The organism is Parabacteroides sp. 52 (assembly GCF_010500925.1).
Lineage (GTDB): Bacteria > Bacteroidota > Bacteroidia > Bacteroidales > Tannerellaceae > QVMG01.
In genome coordinates this window covers 39,774-58,687 of the sequence record NZ_QVMG01000016.1, presented here as the reverse complement: position 1 = coordinate 58,687, position 18,914 = coordinate 39,774, and the positions used below count along the sequence as shown (strand labels likewise).

Annotated in this window: 18 protein-coding genes; 3 read left to right on the top strand and 15 right to left on the bottom strand. The window is 43.0% G+C overall.

Going from position 1 to position 18,914, the window contains the following annotated elements; all coding sequences use genetic code 11:
- Positions 1 to 198: 198 nt before the first annotated feature.
- On the top strand, positions 199 to 1,965 hold the full coding sequence (locus D0T51_RS09745; RefSeq protein ID WP_163728637.1) for a DUF4091 domain-containing protein: 1,767 nt from the start codon (positions 199 to 201) through the stop codon (positions 1,963 to 1,965).
- A gap of 77 nt (positions 1,966 to 2,042) precedes the next feature.
- Here the strand turns inward: D0T51_RS09745 and der are convergent, their stop codons facing one another.
- The 6 genes from der to D0T51_RS09715 form a co-directional block, all read right to left on the bottom strand.
- Positions 2,043 to 3,353 carry a ribosome biogenesis GTPase Der gene (gene der, locus D0T51_RS09740; protein ID WP_163728634.1) on the bottom strand — a complete coding sequence of 437 codons (1,311 nt, stop codon included), beginning with the start codon at positions 3,351 to 3,353 and terminating at the stop codon, positions 2,043 to 2,045.
- Positions 3,354 to 3,474: 121 nt separating this feature from the next.
- Positions 3,475 to 4,368 (bottom strand): GTPase Era, encoded by an 894-nt coding sequence (gene era, locus D0T51_RS09735; protein WP_163728631.1) that lies wholly within the window; start codon positions 4,366 to 4,368, stop codon positions 3,475 to 3,477.
- On the bottom strand, positions 4,349 to 5,344 hold the full coding sequence (locus D0T51_RS09730; RefSeq protein ID WP_163728651.1) for a beta-ketoacyl-ACP synthase III: 996 nt from the start codon (positions 5,342 to 5,344) through the stop codon (positions 4,349 to 4,351). Before D0T51_RS09730 ends, era begins: the two co-directional genes overlap by 20 nt.
- 112 nt (positions 5,345 to 5,456) lie before the next feature.
- Entirely contained in the window at positions 5,457 to 5,642 is a 186-nt protein-coding gene (gene rpmF, locus D0T51_RS09725; protein WP_163728628.1) for a 50S ribosomal protein L32, read from the bottom strand.
- 12 nt (positions 5,643 to 5,654) lie between these two features.
- On the bottom strand, positions 5,655 to 6,242 hold the full coding sequence (locus tag D0T51_RS09720) for a DUF177 domain-containing protein (RefSeq protein ID WP_163728648.1): 588 nt from the start codon (positions 6,240 to 6,242) through the stop codon (positions 5,655 to 5,657).
- A 109-nt stretch (positions 6,243 to 6,351) separates the two neighbouring features.
- A complete protein-coding gene (locus tag D0T51_RS09715; RefSeq protein ID WP_163728625.1) occupies positions 6,352 to 7,584 on the bottom strand; it encodes a HAMP domain-containing sensor histidine kinase in 1,233 nt (410 codons plus the stop codon).
- Positions 7,585 to 7,767: 183 nt separating this feature from the next.
- Between D0T51_RS09715 and D0T51_RS09710 the strand changes: the two genes are divergently transcribed.
- Positions 7,768 to 8,589 carry a lipopolysaccharide assembly protein LapB gene (locus D0T51_RS09710; protein WP_163728621.1) on the top strand — a complete coding sequence of 274 codons (822 nt, stop codon included), beginning with the start codon at positions 7,768 to 7,770 and terminating at the stop codon, positions 8,587 to 8,589.
- Positions 8,590 to 8,732: 143 nt separating this feature from the next.
- Positions 8,733 to 9,524 (top strand): alpha/beta hydrolase, encoded by a 792-nt coding sequence (locus D0T51_RS09705; protein WP_163728618.1) that lies wholly within the window; start codon positions 8,733 to 8,735, stop codon positions 9,522 to 9,524.
- Positions 9,525 to 10,536: 1,012 nt separating this feature from the next.
- On the opposite strand, the gene D0T51_RS09700 is transcribed toward D0T51_RS09705, so the two are convergent.
- The 9 genes from D0T51_RS09700 to infA all read right to left on the bottom strand — a co-directional run bounded on the left by D0T51_RS09700 (position 10,537) and on the right by infA (position 18,913).
- Positions 10,537 to 12,021, bottom strand: a complete 1,485-nt coding sequence (locus D0T51_RS09700; RefSeq protein WP_163728615.1) for a glycoside hydrolase family 30 beta sandwich domain-containing protein — start codon at positions 12,019 to 12,021, stop codon at positions 10,537 to 10,539.
- Positions 12,022 to 12,067: 46 nt separating this feature from the next.
- A complete protein-coding gene (locus tag D0T51_RS09695; RefSeq protein WP_163728610.1) occupies positions 12,068 to 15,064 on the bottom strand; it encodes a glycosyl hydrolase family 28-related protein in 2,997 nt (998 codons plus the stop codon).
- A gap of 407 nt (positions 15,065 to 15,471) precedes the next feature.
- A complete protein-coding gene (rplQ, locus tag D0T51_RS09690; protein WP_163728608.1) occupies positions 15,472 to 16,008 on the bottom strand; it encodes a 50S ribosomal protein L17 in 537 nt (178 codons plus the stop codon).
- 7 nt (positions 16,009 to 16,015) lie between these two features.
- The gene (locus D0T51_RS09685) at positions 16,016 to 17,008 is read right to left on the bottom strand and encodes a DNA-directed RNA polymerase subunit alpha (protein ID WP_163728605.1); all 993 of its coding nucleotides are present in this window, start codon (positions 17,006 to 17,008) and stop codon (positions 16,016 to 16,018) included.
- Between the two features lie 12 nt (positions 17,009 to 17,020).
- Entirely contained in the window at positions 17,021 to 17,626 is a 606-nt protein-coding gene (gene rpsD, locus D0T51_RS09680; RefSeq protein WP_163728601.1) for a 30S ribosomal protein S4, read from the bottom strand.
- Positions 17,627 to 17,749: 123 nt separating this feature from the next.
- Positions 17,750 to 18,139, bottom strand: a complete 390-nt coding sequence (gene rpsK / locus D0T51_RS09675) for a 30S ribosomal protein S11 (protein ID WP_163728558.1) — start codon at positions 18,137 to 18,139, stop codon at positions 17,750 to 17,752.
- Positions 18,140 to 18,150: 11 nt separating this feature from the next.
- Entirely contained in the window at positions 18,151 to 18,531 is a 381-nt protein-coding gene (gene rpsM, locus D0T51_RS09670) for a 30S ribosomal protein S13 (protein WP_163728556.1), read from the bottom strand.
- A gap of 33 nt (positions 18,532 to 18,564) precedes the next feature.
- Positions 18,565 to 18,681, bottom strand: coding sequence for a type B 50S ribosomal protein L36 (gene ykgO, locus D0T51_RS09665; RefSeq protein WP_082206710.1), 117 nt, complete (start codon positions 18,679 to 18,681; stop codon positions 18,565 to 18,567).
- A 13-nt stretch (positions 18,682 to 18,694) separates the two neighbouring features.
- Positions 18,695 to 18,913 carry a translation initiation factor IF-1 gene (gene infA, locus D0T51_RS09660; protein WP_009318521.1) on the bottom strand — a complete coding sequence of 73 codons (219 nt, stop codon included), beginning with the start codon at positions 18,911 to 18,913 and terminating at the stop codon, positions 18,695 to 18,697.
- Position 18,914 lies beyond the last annotated feature (1 nt).

Sequence of the window (18,914 nt, the reverse complement as noted above, 5' to 3'; positions counted from 1 at the left end):
CCTAATATAAGGCGTGGATTTCTTAATTTGGCCAATGATCAATGATTAACGATTAATGGTTAGTGGTTAGTGATTAGTGATGAACGATGAGTGAAGCGTGGAAGATTATAATTAACAATTTACAATTTACAATTTATAATTAATCAAAGAATCCTCTTATCTTTACCATTCATTTATTAACCTATTAGCATAAAGTACATGAAAAAGTCTCTTATTCTTTCTGCTTTCCTGACATTCAATATGATAGTTGTGGGGCAAACGGAGAAATTTCCTTTGGGAGATTACACCGAATTAACGGACACCAAACCGTATGACAGTGAAGATGTCTGGAAAAAACAAACGCTCCCGACACAACTCAGTTGGGGAAGTACGGACATCCGCTATGCCAAATTAAGTATTCCGACAGTACAGAAAGCCACCCGTTGGCAGACTAAAGCCTGGAAAGGAGAGCGTGTAAACGCACAAGCGGTCCTGTGGACTACGACAGACCTGACAGGAGCCACCCTCTCCGTCAGCGATCTGAAAAACGGATCCTCAGTTATACCCGCCTCGACAGCTACGGCTAATTTTGTTCGTTATGTCATGACCGATGAACTAAGTAAAAACGGAAAAACGGGATGTGGCCACAGAGAAATTAAAGCCGACTGGGATTCATCACTTGTAGCCGATGGATTAGACATCATCAAAATCCGCGACATAAAGGCCTGTTCCACTCAACCTATCTGGTTAAACATCTGGGTGCCACAGGATGTCAAAGCAGGCAAATACAAAGGCACACTGACTGTCTCTGGGGCAAACTTCACTTCGATGGATCTTTCCTTTGAAGTGGAAGTCTTGAACCGCAGCTTACCTGCTCCCAAAGACTGGAAATTCCACCTTGACTTATGGCAAAACCCATATGCCGTTGCTCGCTATTACCAGGTTCCTTTGTGGAGTCGCGCTCATTTGGACGCCATGCTTCCGGTCATGAAAATATTGGCCAATGCCGGGCAGAAGGTTATAACGGCCAGCATCATGCATAAACCCTGGGCCGGACAAACGGAGGATCACTTTGACAGCATGGTAGGGAAAATCAAAAAAATAGACGGGAGTTGGGCATATGACTATACCGTCTTTGACAAATGGATTGAATTTATGATGGACGAGGTAGGCATTGACCAACAAATCAATTGTTTCACCATGATCCCTTGGGCCTTAAGCTTCGACTATATCGATCAGGCCACCAACCGTGTATTGTATGTAGAGACCAAACCAGGAGATGCGTTGTATGCGGAATACTGGGGTACCTTCCTGAAAGATTTTGCCCAGCATTTGAAACAAAAAGGTTGGTTCGAGAAAACAACAATCTCTATGGATGAGAGAGGCCCTGAGGCCATGAAAGAAGCCATCAAGGTAATCCGTGAAGCGGACAAAGACTTCAAAATATCCACCCAGGGACATTTCTATCCGGAAATTGAACCTGAGATATACGACCTCTGTCTCGCCTATGGACACAATTTCCCGGAAGAAGTAAAAGAAGCCCGGGAAAAAGCAGGAAAGAAAAGCACAGTATACACCTGTTGCAGCGAACCTCTGCCCAATGTGTTTACCTTCTCTCCTCCGGCAGAAGGTTCCTGGACATTCTGGCATGCGATGGCGGGCAATTACGACGGATACCTTCGTTGGGCATACAATAGTTGGACAATCGATCCTTTGCGCGATTCCCGCTTCCGCACCTGGGCTGCCGGCGACTGTTATCTCGTTTATCCGGGAGCACGCAGCAGCATCCGTATGGAGCGGATGATAGAAGGTTTACAGGATTGTGAGAAAATCCGTCTCTTACGCGAAGAGTTCACAGCAAAAAACCAAAAAAACAAATTGCAGAAACTAAACAATACAGTAGCTAAATTCGTACCTGAAAACCTCACCAAAGAGAATGCCGGTGAAATGATAAACGAAGGCAGGAAGATATTGAACGCCTTCTAATTGGACAATATCCGATTACAAAAAAGGCTGATTCGCAATGAACCAGCCTTTTTTTGTATATCTCTGTATGTATACGATTACTTCTCGCGTACATAAATATTAATCGGAGTACCTGTAAAATCCCAGTTCTCCCGCAATTTGTTTTCAAGAAAACGCTTATAAGGATCCTTGATCCACTGAGGCAGGTTACAAAAGAAAACAAAAGAAGGCACAGCCCCAGCAGGCAACTGAGTAACATACTTAATCTTAATATATTTCCCTTTCCATGCCGGAGGGGGATAACTTTCAATAAGCGGCAACATGAGTTCATTCAATTTAGCCGTAGGCACCCGTTTCTTACGGTTCTCATGCACCTCTTTGGCAACCTCCAACACTTTCAGTATACGTTGTTTGGTTAACGCAGAAATAAAGAGAATCGGGAAATCCGTAAAAGGAGCAAACCGTTCCCGAATCGAATTGATATAATGATCGATGGCTTTCTGGCTCTTATCTTCTACCAGGTCCCACTTATTCACACAGACAACCAAACCTTTGCGGTTCTTCTGCACCAAAGAGAAAATATTCAAATCCTGGCTTTCAATCCCCCGGGTTCCATCCAACATCAACACACATACATCCGAATTCTCAATAGCCCGGATAGAACGGATCACTGAATAGTATTCCAGATCCTCATTCACCTTTCCTTTCTTACGGATACCGGCAGTATCTACCAGGTAAAAATTCAATCCGAATTTATTATATTTGGTATAAATAGAATCCCGCGTCGTTCCGGCAATATCCGTTACTATATGGCGTTCTTCTCCGATAAAGGCATTGATAAGCGATGACTTCCCCGCATTGGGTCGTCCGATAATTGCCAAACGAGGCAATTCTTCATCAAACACCTCTTGCTTTTCAGCCGGCATTATCTCCACGACTTTATCAAGCAGGTCACCTGTTGAAGAGCCGTTAATCGCAGATATACAAAAAGGATCCCCCAATCCAAAGGAATAGAATTCCGCAGCATAGGGATGACGGTCAAAGGTATCTGCCTTATTGGCCACTACAATAATCGGCTTCTTTGCCCGACGCAAGATAGCGGCGACTTCCAGGTCCAAATCCGTAATGCCATTCAGTACATCTACGACAAAGAGAATCACATCAGCCTCTTCGATGGCAATCTGCACCTGTTTATTGATTTCTTCTTCGAACACATCCTCTGAGTTCACCACCCATCCTCCTGTGTCGATAAGGGAAAATTCTTTTCCGCCCCACTCTACCTTGCCGTATTGACGATCACGGGTGGTACCCGCCTCTTCGTTCACGATCGCTTGGCGAGTCCCGGTTAAACGATTAAAAAGGGTTGATTTTCCGACATTAGGCCGACCAACAATTGCTACTATACTCATACTCGTTACCTCGTATTACGTAAATTGACAATTGACAATTGACAATTGACAATTAAATGATTACTATTAATTCTATATGAAGAACAGGACTATGATAACCAAGCACCATTGCCCATAGGAATTAATCCAGCTGGTATCCGAATCCACGCAACATATTATCGCGGTTACGCCAGTCCTTTTCTACTTTCACAAACATTTCCAGAAAGACTTTCTTTTCAAAGAAACGTTCAATGTCTTTACGTGCCATCGCCCCTACCTTCTTCAATGCCTGTCCTTTATGCCCGATAATGATTCCTTTCTGCGAATCACGCTCTACCACGATCAATGCTTTGATACGGATAAGCTCTTCTTCTTCTTTAAACATCTCTACTATGACTTCTACCGAATAAGGTATTTCCTTTTGATAATAGAGAAGTATTTTCTCACGGATGATCTCTGTCACAAAGAAACGAGCCGGTTTATCTGTCAACGCATCTTTCTCAAAGTAAGGCGGCGACTCCGGCATCAAGTCCTCCACGCGTTGTCTGACATAGTCTATATTAAAATTAGAAAGAGCCGAAATCGGAATTATCTCCGCCTGCGGTAAGATCTCTTTCCAATGGGCTACCAAATTTTCCAACATTCCCTGATTGGATTGATCTATTTTATTGATCAATAACAAGATAGGACAACCCACCTTTTTCACCCGTTCCAGAAAAGATTCGTTCTTATCGATTGTTTCCACTACATCGGTCACATACAAAAGAACATCGGCATCGCCCAATGCCGACTGGGAGAAATGCAGCATAGACTCCTGCAACTTATAATTAGGCTGCAGGATCCCCGGTGTATCCGAGTATACGATTTGCATATCGTCGGTATTCACGATCCCCATGATCCGGTGACGCGTGGTCTGCGCCTTCGACGTGATGATAGAGATACGCTCCCCTACCAGTCGGTTCATCAATGTAGACTTACCTACATTGGGATTACCAACGATATTTACAAATCCTGATTTATGCTTTTTTTCCGTCATATCCCCATTTAAGGTACATTGCTCCCCAGGTAAATCCTGCACCAAAAGCGGTAAGAATCAATGTATCTCCTTTTTTCAATTGATCTTCATACTCCCATAAACAAAGAGGTATCGTACCGGCACTGGTATTTCCGTATTTATAGATATTGATCATTACTTTATCTTCTACACCCAATCGTTTGGCTGTTGCATCAATGATACGCAAATTCGCCTGATGAGGTACAATCCAATCTATATCTTCTTTGTTCAAATGATTGCGTTCCACGATTTCGACAGAAGCATCCGCCATATACATGACAGCATGTTTGAATACATATTTTCCATCCTGATACACATAATGCATATGTTTATCAACCGTCTCATGGCTTGCCGGATAAGCCGAACCGCCCCCCTTCATATTCAAATAAGGCATTCCTGTGCCATCCGTGCGCAAAAGAGTGTCCATCACTCCTAAGGCTTCCGTTGTCGGCTCCAGTAAAACAGCCGCACAGCCATCACCAAATAAAGGCGCAGTATTTCGATCGGTATAATCTGTTATGGAGGTCATTTTATCTCCTGCAACAACAATGATCTTCTTATATCGTCCCGAGCGAATATAATTCGCTCCTGTTTCCAGGCCATATAAAAAACCGGAACAAGCACCCTGCATATCGAAAGTCATGGCACGGGTACATTTGGTTTCATGGGCAACAATAGAAGCTGTTGTCGGAAAACCAAAATCAGGAGTAGTCGTTGCACATAATATCACTTCTATCTCCTCAGGATTCACACCTGTCTTTTCAAGTAATTGGTTGACTGCCTGAATAGCCATCACAGACAAACCTTGTCCTTCGCCTTTCAGCACCCGGCGTTCTTTGATACCGACACGCGTTGTAATCCACTCATCAGACGTCTCTACCAATCTCGTAAGGTCATCGTTTGTGATCACATCTTCCGGAACATATCCACCAATTCCTGTTATAACCGCATTTATCATCTTATACATGTTTTACTTGTCAATCTATACAAGTTCATTCTTAAAAAAAGTAGCCCTAAAAGGGACTTTTAGGGCTATTTCTTTTACCTTTTACCTAAAAAGAAGCCGGTGATTACACAGCTGCTTCTTTTTCGATTGCCAATTTCCCTCTGTAATAACCACATTCACCACAAACGGTGTGATAAATATGCCATGCTCCACAATTAGGGCATATAGCCATTGTCGGAGTTACAGCTTTATCATGGGTTCTTCTCTTAGCTGTTCTTGATTTTCCTTGTCTTCTTTTAGGATGTGCCATTTTATTATTTATTTAATTATTATTATTCTCTATTAATCCTTTCAATGCATCCCAACGAGGATCGGAAGCAGTTGCACTTCCTTCATCCATTGAAATATCATCCTCCGATGCATCTTCTTCATATTCATCTTCTGAATCATCCGCCGTACGTGAAGCATGCTTTTTCAGTTTCGATGACATGGTCTTATTACATTTCCCGGGAGCATGTACATGCTTCATAGGAACAGACAAAGCGATAAATTCATAAAGAAACCAAGCCAGGTTAATAGCCCCTTCGGTTTCCGGAACAACGACCACTTCGTCACTTTCTTCGGCATACTCTTTGCCTAATTTGACAACCAGCCTATTGGGGGTGTCTATGGATAATTCCATGTCGTCCAGACATCTGTCACAAGGAACGACTACCGTTCCCTGAAGCTGGAAATCCATCTCAAATGCAACGGATGTGCGTTTGACAGTAGCAATCACTTTCACCTTGCCTTTTTGCACTTCATCTCCATCGATAGCCACAAAAAAATCATTACCCAGCTGATACTCAAAAGTATGCACTCCCGGGGCGAGATTTTTCAGATCTATTTTGTATGCATCAAACTTACCCAAAGCCTTTTTATTGTAAAAACCTTGCAAAGGTATGAAAAAACTAAACACAAATACAACATATAATAAGATATTTTGCAGTCAACCACCGATAATTCCGCATCCAAAGCCATCAATGTCCGTATTTTTTCAATTCGATACGGAAGGTTGTGCCCTTTCCGGCCTCCGAACTTTTCACAAATATATGTCCTTTATGATAAGACTCGATAATACGTTTAACCAAAGAAAGCCCCAACCCCCAGCCCCGGGCTTTGGTAGTATAACCGGGACTGAATACGGTTTTAAATTTAGACTTAGCAATGCCTTTGCCTGTATCGGACACATCTATACGCACTTTGTTCTTCACTTCTTCTACTTTAAACGTAATATCCCCTTGCCCATCCATAGCATCCACGGCATTCTTCACCAGGTTCTCCACCACCCAGGCGAAAAGGGCATCATTCATTTGCACCAAGGTAGGGGTATCCGGCAAGATCGTATGTATTTTCACCTTGGAAGAGATACGGGTATGCATATAATCCAATGCCGACAGGATGGAATGATTGATATTGACCGGGATCGGCTCCGGATTAGAACCTATCTTCGAAAAACGATCGGCTATTGTTTCCAACCGCACGACATCTTTATTCATTTCATTCAACAAAGCCGGATCGATCTCTTTGGTTTTCAGATACTCCACCCAGGCTATCAAGGAAGATATAGGAGTACCCAACTGATGAGCCGTCTCTTTAGACAGACCGACCCATACCTTGTTTTGTTCCGCCTTTTTCGTACTGGCTAAAGCCAGAAAAGAGACAAACACAAAAACAAACAGGATGGTCAATTGTACATAAGGATATATATTGAGTCGTTTCAATATGATGGAATCATCGTAATAAAGATATTCCCGGGTATCTCCCAGATCGATCACAATAGGCGCTCTTTTGGCTTTTAGCTTTTCAAGCCTCTTGCGTTCATTTTCCTGCTGCCCCCGACCTACATTGTCCTGGTAATTATACGTAGTGATAGAATCATTCTCACTTATCTCCACCGGAATTTCATAACCCAAATTACGTACACTGAGAATAGAATCATTCTCATCTACCTGAATCAGAGGAATGGTCGTGTTTTCTTCTACAATCTTCAACACCAAAGTCATATCCTGCATAGGGGCATCCTCTATCTTTTCCTGGGAATTTATAAGGATTTTCATCGCTTCGGCCCAAAGCTCCATCTTCTGGCGCTCTTCTTTAGCCAGGTTCTTCACCAATATATCCGATGCCACCAACGAAGCCGCCGCAATAGCCATTGCAACAATAATAAATACAAATTTCAGGCGCTGCCGGGAATCATATATGCTATTCATATCCTCTTTTCATTCTTACCCAATAGAATATTAACGGCTAAAGATACGGAATATTATCTCTGCAGGAAGTGCCAAATTGAATTTCTAAATGTTATACTGTCCTAAATACCTGCAAGGCTTTCTGTTTTTTTATAGCTTTGCCGAACAAATAATGACTAGTATTGATTATTAATAACTGACCCCATGAGATTTTTCATATGCCTCGCCTTTTTCTCCTTCCTTTCTTTCACAGGATATAGCCAGACCTATACCGAGTGGATCGAAAAAAGTTACGACTTCCTGGAGAAGGACGACCTGCAAGCGGCCGAAGAAAGCATACGTGCCGCCATGCGCCTGGAGCCGGCCAACCCGAACAACTTCGCTTTATTGACCAACCTGGGCACCGTCTTGCGTCGGCAAGGGAAGTATGATGAAGCGCTCGTCTCTTATAATTCGGCTCTCAGCCGCTTGCCCAACAGTATTATGCTTTTAGACAATCGTGCCTCCCTCTATGCCGAAATGGGAGAAACAGAAAAAGCCATACAGGATTACACCACCCTCTTGATGCTCGAAACAGAGAACCAGGAGGCTTTATATAACAGGGGATTGCTTTTCCTGCAAGTGAAAAACTTCCTCGCTGCGGAAAACGATTTTGACAAACTACTCGAACTGAACGACAAAACCGTCCGGGGCAGACTCGGATTTGCCCTCCTCGAAAAGATGCGGGGCAATTACGACGAAAGTGAAATCATATACAATTACCTGATCAGTAAATTCCCTCGCAACTGGAACTTATACGAGGGACGCGCCGACCTTTATTTCCTGATGGGCAAAAATGCCCGGGCAATGGCCGATATCAATAAGATATTCGTAGAAAGCACACCGACAGCCAGCCTGCATATCCTGCGCGGAAAAGTAAAATTAGCCTTGTACGAAAAAGAAGCTGCCAAGACGGATTTTCTGAAAGCGCAAGAAATGGGTTATGACCCTGAAGTCATTGCCGAACTATTGCGAATGGTTCTTTAAAGGCTTGCATTTCGTCACAAAAACTGTGACGAACGGTTAATTTTCAGTCATTTGTCACATTTGCAGCTGTCTGTCCCATTTATTTTTTCACCCTGTCATACGACTCTATATTTGCATACAAATCAACACAAATTAATAGAGTTATGAAAAAGATTATTTTTGTTTTAGTTTCTATTTTATTTATTCAGAGTGTAAAAGGGCAATGGGATGAGAAGTTCTACCATCCGAATAAACAATGGGCACCGATAGAATCCCTGACCTACGAAGAAATCCTCTTTACCGCAGATGCAGACACCATTCATTCCATCCTGTTAGAACCGGATAAAGAGGTAAAAGCAACCATCCTTTATTTTCATGGCAATGGGGCCAATGCCTCCCAATGGATCAACCACGTAAAACCTTTGGTGGAAGACGGGTTCCGCATTTGCCTGATGGATTACAGAGGATACGGCAAATCCACCGGCAAACCGACCCATCTATGTATAGCCGCCGATGCTCAACAACTATTCGATCTGTTAATCCTCCGAAAGGATATATCCCAAACTCCCCTGTGGGTATATGGTGCATCCATCGGCACACAGGTAGCCACCCATCTGACTAAAAACAACCAGGATAAGATATCCGCCTTAATCCTGGACGGGATGATGGCCTCCTTTACCGATATAGCCGTTGCCACCTCCCCTGTCGAAGCACGTGAATATGTCCGGCAATACGTTACTTCCCCATATGCAGCCAAAGAAGATATACAAGAATTAAAAGACACCAAACTATTGGTGATCCATTCCGAAGAGGATGTAATACCAATTGCTGGTGCACGTGAAGTATACGAAAGAGCCTCCTGCCCTAAAAGTTTCTGGTTATACGAAGGCAAACACATAGAAGCTCCCCTGAAATACCCTGCTCAATTGCTTGAATACGTCAATCAATTGTTTTAAAAGTACGCTTTAAGGGGTATGGAATCAATGATCGCTTCGCGAAGCGGAAAGCAATCAAAAAAGTTTCGCGAAGCGGAAAGCAAAATGAAGGATGGAATACTAACGATGAACGATTAGTGATTAACGATTAATTATTAGTGATGAGTGTTTGGTGATAAGTGTTTAGTGTTTAGTGATAAGTATTTAGTGATGAATGTTTAGTGATTAGTGAAGCGTGAAAGATTATAATTTACAATTTATAATTAACAATTAATTATTAGTGACTGGCACTATCTTGGCTCCTCTTNGGGGACCGCTGCTTGCAGTGGTGGAGCAGTTTGAATTCTTTATAAATGTATATACCTATTTTTGAGTAACTATTTACAGCTATTCCATTATTACATATCTATTTGATATTCAATACAATAATACATCAAAACACATCAAACTGCTCCACCCCCGGCTACGCCGGCGGTCCCCCTCTTCTTCTCCAAGAAGAGGAGCCGAGATACCTTACCTATCACTCCAAAACCTTTTCTATCACTCCAAAACCGTCCTGTCATTCGATATACTTTCCTGTTACCCCCTACACTTTCCTATCACCCCAACACTTTCCCATCACCCCAACACTTTCCCATCACCCCCAAACACCATTCTGTTATAAATCCATTCTCAACCAATTTGAAGAAAAATGCAGTTCTATGCAGGGATAATTTTACTGTCGACGATCGTCGACAGTACTGTTGATAATTGTCGACAGTACTGTTGATAGCTATCGACAGTACTGACGACAGCTATCAACAGTAAAATAACCCCATAAAAAAAGAGATGTTGCCGGTACGGGCAACATCTCTTTTTAATTGTTAATTATAAATTGTTAATTATAATTTTTCACGTTTCGCCTAACGATCTTCAATCCACTCATCACTAAACACTAAACACTAAACACTCATCACTAAACACTTATCACTAAACACTAATAATTAATCGTTAATCACTAATCGTTCATCGTTATCTTATCCCCCTACATACATTACCACACATAAGTACCTACCGCACCCGGATTCAGTCTGACATTGGCATATTGGCCTCTGAACTGAATACGAAAGAAGGAGGTATGCCAACTCGTATTGGTAACCACCAATACATATTTGCCTTCCGGCGTTTTAAACATCACATTCGGCAAGACATCGTTACTGGCATGGGTAGCAACGCGTACTACTTCCCGGCGTTCCTCGTCCGTAGTCAGGCTGACAGACATATCGCCTGCATTTGTTGAACCGATACGAACCGAACCCGGACGGATAAACTTCGAAGCATGGGCTATGACATAATACGCCAGGTTCTTTGTCACCTTATCGCCATCGATAGTCACCGCTCCCTGACACATGGAGCAGCCGCCATCGTCGGTATGTGGGTCGTTCAGCGGGTCGGCAGCAAAATTCCAAAGGATAACGTTGCGGCTCCAATTGCGGGTCACATCCACGATCATTCGTTTGACTTGCGCTGCGATGGCAATATGGGGGCTACCCGGACGTTCCACGATCATTTGTTCGGTGAAATACAGGTGTTTATCCGGGAAAGCATTATGCACCACCGTCATGGCACTCATATCCCCTCCATAATGGTGAAAACCGGAGCCGTCTACATAACGGGCTGCATCGGGATCATTCAACACGGTCAACGGATAATCCGGGCGGTCCAGGTTGTGATCAAACAAAACAATCTTGGTTTTCAAGCCCGCCTTCTCCAGCTCAGGACCCAAGTGCATTTTAATAAATTCACCCTGCTCCTGCGCTGTCATACGCATGCTCGGGGTATTGTTTGCATTCAAAGGTTCGTTCTGTATCGTAAGGGCATCGATACGAATCCCTTCGTTTTGCATTGCCTGTATGTACTTGACAAAGTAACGGGCATACACCTCGTAATAGGCCGGTTTCAAAGAGCCGGCTTTCACCTTATCGTTTGTTTTCATCCAGGTAGGAGCCGACCAGGGAGAAGCCAGGATCAGGATATCGGGATTGATGGAAAGAATTTCTTTCATCACAGGGATAACATCTTTTTTATCCTGAGCCAGATCGAACTTATCCAGGTTCACATCCGTCTGCCCTGGCTTCAAATCGTTGTAAGAGAAAACATAACTATTCAAATCGGAGGCGCCGACCGTCAGACGAATATAACTCACACCGGCATTATTTCCTTTCGTGGAGAATAGATCCTGCAACAAAGCGGTTCTTGCTGCGGGAGTCATCAACATCATCAACTCGGCACTTCCTCCGGTAAGGGCAAAACCGAAACCGTCTACACTTTGCATCGTTTGTTGTTCATCAATCACGATGGTAGCTCCCCCACGACGCCCCTGGGTTGTGAAAGGGATTTTCTCTGTTTGTTTTTCAAACAAAGCCGAGCGATCAGGCTGTGTCACCCAGGATTCGATCTCGAACGAAGGTGCATTTTGTGCATTGGCAGTCAATAACAGACCGCTAAAAAACAAGGAATAGATTAACTTCTTACTCATAAATTTAGTATTAAATGGTTTATACATACTGTCTGGTTTTATTTACTTATTTGATTTTCACCCGGAAGAGCGACTTATGGGAATTGATAAACAGGCTTTGCCCATCTTTTTCACCCCAACGAAGGGTAAGCGGTCGTTCCGGTATTTCTATATCCCCTACCCTTTTTCCGTCTGTGTCGAAGATATATACCTGCCCGTCGGCCACATACAAACGCCCCTCTTTATCCACAGCCGATCCAAACTCACCCATTTCAACGAAATATTGCATACGGGAAAGGGTTCCATCGGTATCGACCTCCATGCGAACCATGCGTTTGTCGTATTCATCCGAGGCATAGAACGGTTTGCCGGGGAAGGCTTCCAATACCGAAGAGGCACGAGCCAGGTCGTATTGGTCGGGGATAATCGTTTTCCCGTCCGGCGCCAGAAAGCAAGCAGCCGGTTTGAAAGTAACGACTGTATTAAAGTCATGAAAATCGCGCCACCTATTGGAGGGATAAAGGGCTTTGTAGACAGGAGCAACAGATCCCATGGGCACTTTATTTAATACCCGGAATGTCTCCTCCGGATTATCCGGATGGATAGCGTATACTTTCGTTTCGAAACCGGCATTTCCCCATCCGGCGAAAGAGGTTCCCTGCGTATCCGGGTAGTGCATAGCCGTCTCTTGTTTGCCGTCTACCAGATAGCCCGGCTGCGGAGCATACTTGACAATCACCAACAGATTATCTTCCGTATCACAACCCAAAGACAACGGTTCCCAGGGGAAATCGGCAACAAGGGATAAAGATTGCGTCTCTGTCGACCATTTGTAAATACGGCGCAGGCGTTGTTCAGAGAAATAAATATTGCCTTTGCTGTCGCTCGTGGTTCCTTCGGCAAACTCAAATCCGGTGCCCAGGCGTTCTACTTTCCCAATCTGCCCCGTCAAGGCTTCCCGCCGCATTTCTTTTCCGGTTATATACAGGCGATTGATTTCCCAGGGACGCACCTGTATCTCTTTATTGATATCGTACAGAGGAAGAATGGCGGCATATTTTGTTTGTGCGTAGTTGTGTACATTCAAAAATTCAATATCCTTACAATCCCATGTACGGATAGAACTGAAAAATGGTGTATTCACACGGATCACCTGGAACATATACAGATTCGCAAAAAGCATATCCGAGCAGTTGACGAGCTCCAATGGTTGACAAAACTGCCCTTCCCGGCTCTCTTCCTCCAACTGAAAAGCATAGACTTTCCAATTAGATACGTTTTTAAATGTGGCTTCGTTGCGCATATGGTGCTCCAATGACATGGCATAAATACGACCGGACGTAGAGGTATTGTTCACATACAACCCACTGGCTGCATAAGTCGAAGCAGTCCATATGTCTTTAAAGGTTCCGCCTCCGCCATTGGTCACCCACAGGCTCCAATATTGGTTATCCCAGGCGAGGTCTTTGCCTTGGGTGGCAACCGGGTTGGAGGGGGAACTGATTCGTCCCGCCTGACGGTATCTTTGCGGAGCACCTTCTTCTTGCGGACGAGGTCTTGCCATGCTTCCATGGCCTCCGACAAATTTCACATCGTTCATATAAGAATGTTCTCCGGCCATCCATTTACACCCCACAGCGCGGTAGTTATACCCTCCGGTATTGAGACCGATACCGTTTATTATATTTGTTCCTTTCTGCGGTGTTTCCACCAATGGTTTAGGCGCACCAAAGCCACTGAAGGCGGGTGTACTTTCTTTCAAAATAAACTGGGTGGATATAGGGTTTAATCCGATCAGGTTGGTGTGAGGTTTTAACACCAATGATTCGGAGAGAATGTACCATCCTTGCGGTACATAAATCGTTTCGTATTTGTCAATGGCGTCGATAAATACCTGGGTATCGTCCGTCTGCCCGTCCCCTTTTGCTCCTAAATCGCGGATATTCACCCAGGAGGACATAGGCGGCAAAGCGGGAATATCGCTTTTCGCAAAAACAGGAAGGGTTTTCAGGGGTTCCCATTCGGAAACGGTACGCATCTCCGGCTGGGCCATCAGGTTGTCCATATGCAAACCGTGGCGGAAGTTTTGTATCTGGTAAAGAGCGGTTCCACCTTTTGTCTGGGTCTTACTGCGGCGGTAATAGGCGATGACAGGTACATTTTTACACACGATATGGCGGAGACTGATCTGATTCGCCGCATTGTTCTCGTTGCTGATAAGGATCGCCTGGTCTTGGACGTTTTCGAAATAACAATCTTCCATGACCAATTTATCAAGATAGTTTTCTTCAATATCGACTACCGTCGGTACATTTTTGGCTTGCAGACGTACAATAGCCATGCCACCTTCCTGGGAACGGATAGCGGCCTTGCGTTGTTTTTCAAAATAGGTATCCACAACCATCATCTGCCAGCCGGGGGATGTTTTCGTGGTATAAATGCCATACTCTCCTCCAAAGAAACGGACGTTATGCATTTCATTTCCCACTTCAAACAAGCCGGCTTTGCCTTTTCCTATATGAATATCCAGGTGAGAGACAAAACTATGTTGGGCGAAGTGGGTGCGCAGGGCGACTGCATGCGGATTACCATCTTCTATCTTCAGGTTGATATTAGACATGGCACTATAGAAGGTGCTGGCACCTGCGTCGTGGATGGGACCTCTCGGTTCTACGCGGGAACTGGTGAACCAGAACATATAAGCGGCTTTGCCTTTGTCATCAGGCACCTCGTTCTGGAAACCAGGGGCGTTTTTAGTCAATACAATCAGGGGGCGTTTGCTTCCGTAACCAATCAAGCGGATTGCCCGAGGCACATAAATGGTTTTGGAGATACGGTAGGTTCCCTCCGGGATGAAAACAATACCGAAATTATACTTTTTACTGGTCTCATTGATGGCTTGCTGCAGGGCATCACTGACATCCTGCTTTCCGTCTGATACAGGGGAATAAAATGCTTCGGGATCATTCGGTTTTTCCGTATAAACGGATTGACCTGGGATTTGGGCATACAAAGTTACCATGCTGCATAGCAACACGATCATTAGTAGGTACTTTTTACTCATCGTACTTGGGTTTACTGTTAATACTCATTTTTCTTACTCATTTATCAACTTACTTCATGTGTGTGTGGGTTTTAGTAGTTAATATCTTCTTGTAAGATCATATATATATACACAACTCATGCATTGTTCTACATATATAAAACAGAATAATCAGTAACCATAAAAGATTTTGGAATTGTAAAAACGAAAGTCGCATGCCTTTACATCTAGTTGAAATAGCCAAGACACATCCGATCTACTGCAAATATAAAGAAACAATTTAAATCCAAAGACTATTGTTTATGAAAAGTAGGCATTTAATAAAAACCGACCTCAGACGGATACTTCCTATGCGCAGAGGTTGATACAAATAAAAAACGACCGGTATGAAAACATACCAGTCGTTTTTTTATATAGAAAGCGCTTATTTATTCAGCCGCTTTTTCTTCTGTTGGTTCAGCAGCAGCTTCTACAACTGGTGCCTCTTCTACTACAGGTGCTGCTTCTTCTACTGCTTTAGCGGCAGCTTTAGGAGCCTCTTCTGTTGATTTTTTACGAGAACGTCTTGTTTTAGCGGCAGCCTTCTTCGGTTCTTTCGCCATATTCTCATTGAAATCAACTAATTCGATAAAACACATAGCAGCATTGTCACCCAAACGATTTCCAGTTTTAATGATACGGGTGTATCCACCTGGACGATCGCCCACTTTCTGAGCAATCTCGTTGAATAATTCTGTTACAGTATTTTTATCTTGCAAACTGCTAAATACCATACGTCTGGAATGAGTAGTGTCCTCTTTAGACTTGGTAATAATCGGTTCAACAAACTTACGTAGAGCTTTTGCTTTGGCTGTTGTTGTAAAGATTCTTTTGTGTTTAATCAAAGAACAGGCCATATTGGAAAGCATCGCTGCACGGTGAGTGTTTGTACGACCTAAGTGGTTGAATTTTTTATTATGTCTCATCGTTTACTTACTCTTTATCTAATTTATATTTTGTGATATCCATACCGAATGATAGGTTCAGGCTCTCAAGCAATTCATCCAGCTCAGTGAGCGATTTCTTACCGAAATTACGGAATTTCAACAAATCGTTCTTATTGAATTTCACCAGTTCACCCAGTGTTTCAACATCTGCTGCTTTCAAACAATTCAAAGCACGAACAGAAAGATCCATATCGGCTAATTTGCTCTTTAACAACTGACGCATATGGAGTACTTCTTCGTCGAACTCTTCGTTTCCGTCCGAATCGGCCGTTTCGATAGCAATCTTTTCATCTGAGAACAACATAAAATGATGTATCAGAATCTTCGCTGCTTCTTTCAACGCTTCTTTCGGATGAATAGAACCATCAGTTTCAATTTCAAGAACCAACTTTTCGTAGTCTGTCTTTTGCTCCACACGGAAGTTTTCAACTACATACTTCACATTGCGGATCGGCGTATAGATTGAGTCGATCGCAATGACACGAAGATCGGCAAAAAGTTCCCGGTTTTCATCAGCAGGCACGTAACCACGTCCTTTGTTGATGGTTAATTCAATTTGAAAACTCACATTCGGTTCTAAACGACAAATAACCAAGTCAGGATTCAAGACTTCAAACCCTGTCAGTTGCTTACCTATATCACCGGCCTTGAACACTTCGGAGCCCGAAACAGTAATACTTACTTTTTCATTCTCAATGTCATCTACAATGTGTTTGAACCTTACTTGTTTTAGGTTCAGGATAATGTTTGTTACATCTTCAATAACACCGGGGATGGTACCGAACTCATGTTCAACCCCCTCGATCTTAATGGATGTAATAGCAAAACCTTCAAGAGATGATAGGAGAATACGGCGCAAAGCATTACCTATAGTAATACCGTAACCGGGTTCTAACGGACGAAATTCAAACTTTCCGTAGAAGTTGTCCGCTTCCAACATTAATACTTTATCGGGTTTTTGAAATGCTAATATCGCCATGGAAATCAATTATTATTTAGAATACAATTCTACGATCAACTGCTCTTTGATGTTTTCAGGAATGTCGGCTCTTTCGGGCAAGTGCAGTAATTTCCCGGTCATAGAAGCCTGATCCCATTCAATCCATGGATATTTGCTGTGATTGAAACCAGATAAGGCTTCAGAAACAACTTCCAAAGATTTAGATTTTTCTCTCACACCCACTACTTGTCCGGCTTTCACAGCATAAGAAGGAATGTTTACCACTTTACCATCTACGGTAATATGACGGTGAGAAACCAACTGACGAGCAGCTGCACGTGTAGGAGCAATACCTAAACGATACACTACATTGTCTAAGCGTCCTTCTAATAATTGAAGAAGCACCTCACCGGTAATACCCTTAGAGCGGGAAGCTTTTTCGAAAAGGTTTCTAAATTGCTTCTCTAATACGCCATAAGTGTATTTTGCTTTTTGCTTTTCCTTCAGCTGTATACCATATTCAGAGGTCTTTCTCTTACGAGAATTACCGTGTTGTCCCGGAGGATAGTTCTTTTTAGAAAGTACTTTGTCCGGTCCGAAGATAGGTTCACCAAACTTACGGGCAATTTTTGTTTTTGGTCCAGTATATCTTGCCATTTTTTAATTGTTTTAATGTTCCGTATGAATCAAGAACCGTGCAGCCGCGATTACAGAGAGGATAAGGTCAATATGCAATCTATTCACAATCCGGGATTCATTAATAAAGAAACTTATAGTTAATTATACTCTTCTCTTTTTCGGAGGACGACAACCGTTATGTGGCAGCGGAGTAACGTCAATAATTTCAGTTACTTCGATTCCTGCACCATGAATGGTTCTGATAGCAGACTCACGTCCGTTACCCGGCCCTTTTACGTATACTTTCACTTTTCTCAAGCCAAGATCAAACGCTACTTTTGCGCAATCCTGTGCTGCCATCTGAGCGGCATAAGGAGTGTTCTTTTTAGAACTTCTGAATCCCATTTTACCCGCAGAAGACCAACTGATTACCTGACCTTCGCTGTTGGCAAGCGTTACAATAATATTGTTAAAAGAAGAATGAATATGAGCTTGACCATAAGCGTCAACCTTTACTACTCTCTTCTTTGCTGCGACTGTTTTCTTTGCCATATTAACTCTTATTATTTAGTAGCTTTTTTCTTGTTTGCAACTGTTTTCTTTTTACCCTTACGTGTACGTGCATTGTTTTTTGTACTCTGTCCTCTCAAAGGCAGACCAATACGATGACGTACTCCACGGTAACAACCGATATCCATCAAACGTTTGATGTTCAATTGTACTTCAGAGCGAAGATCCCCTTCCACTTTGTATTCTGCGCCAATTACTTCACGCACTTTTGCAGCCTGGTCATCTGTCCAGTCTTTCACTTTGATATCGCGATCAACACCCGCTTTTTCCAAGATAGAGTTTGAAGCACTACGACCTATACCATAGATATATGTCAACGCTATTTCTCCTCTTTTATTTTGTGGCAAGTCTACCCCTACTATTCTTATAGCCATATTACTTACTAATTAATTTGCAAAATTAATAAATTATCCCTGACGTTGTTTAAACTTCGGGTTTTTCTTGTTAATCACGTATAAGCGACCTTTTCTTCTTACGATCTTACAATCGTCGGTACGCTTTTTTAAAGATGCTCTTACTTTCATATCTTGTTTATTTTTATTTGTATCTAAAAGCAATTCTTCCTTTCGACAAATCGTATGGAGACATCTCTACTCTCACCTTATCACCGGGAAGGATTTTTATATAATGCATACGCATCTTCCCTGAAATATGAGCGGTAATTTCGTGTCCATTCTCCAACTCAACTCGAAACATAGCGTTTGACAACGCTTCTACAATTACTCCGTCTTGTTCTATTGCTGCTTGTTTAGCCATA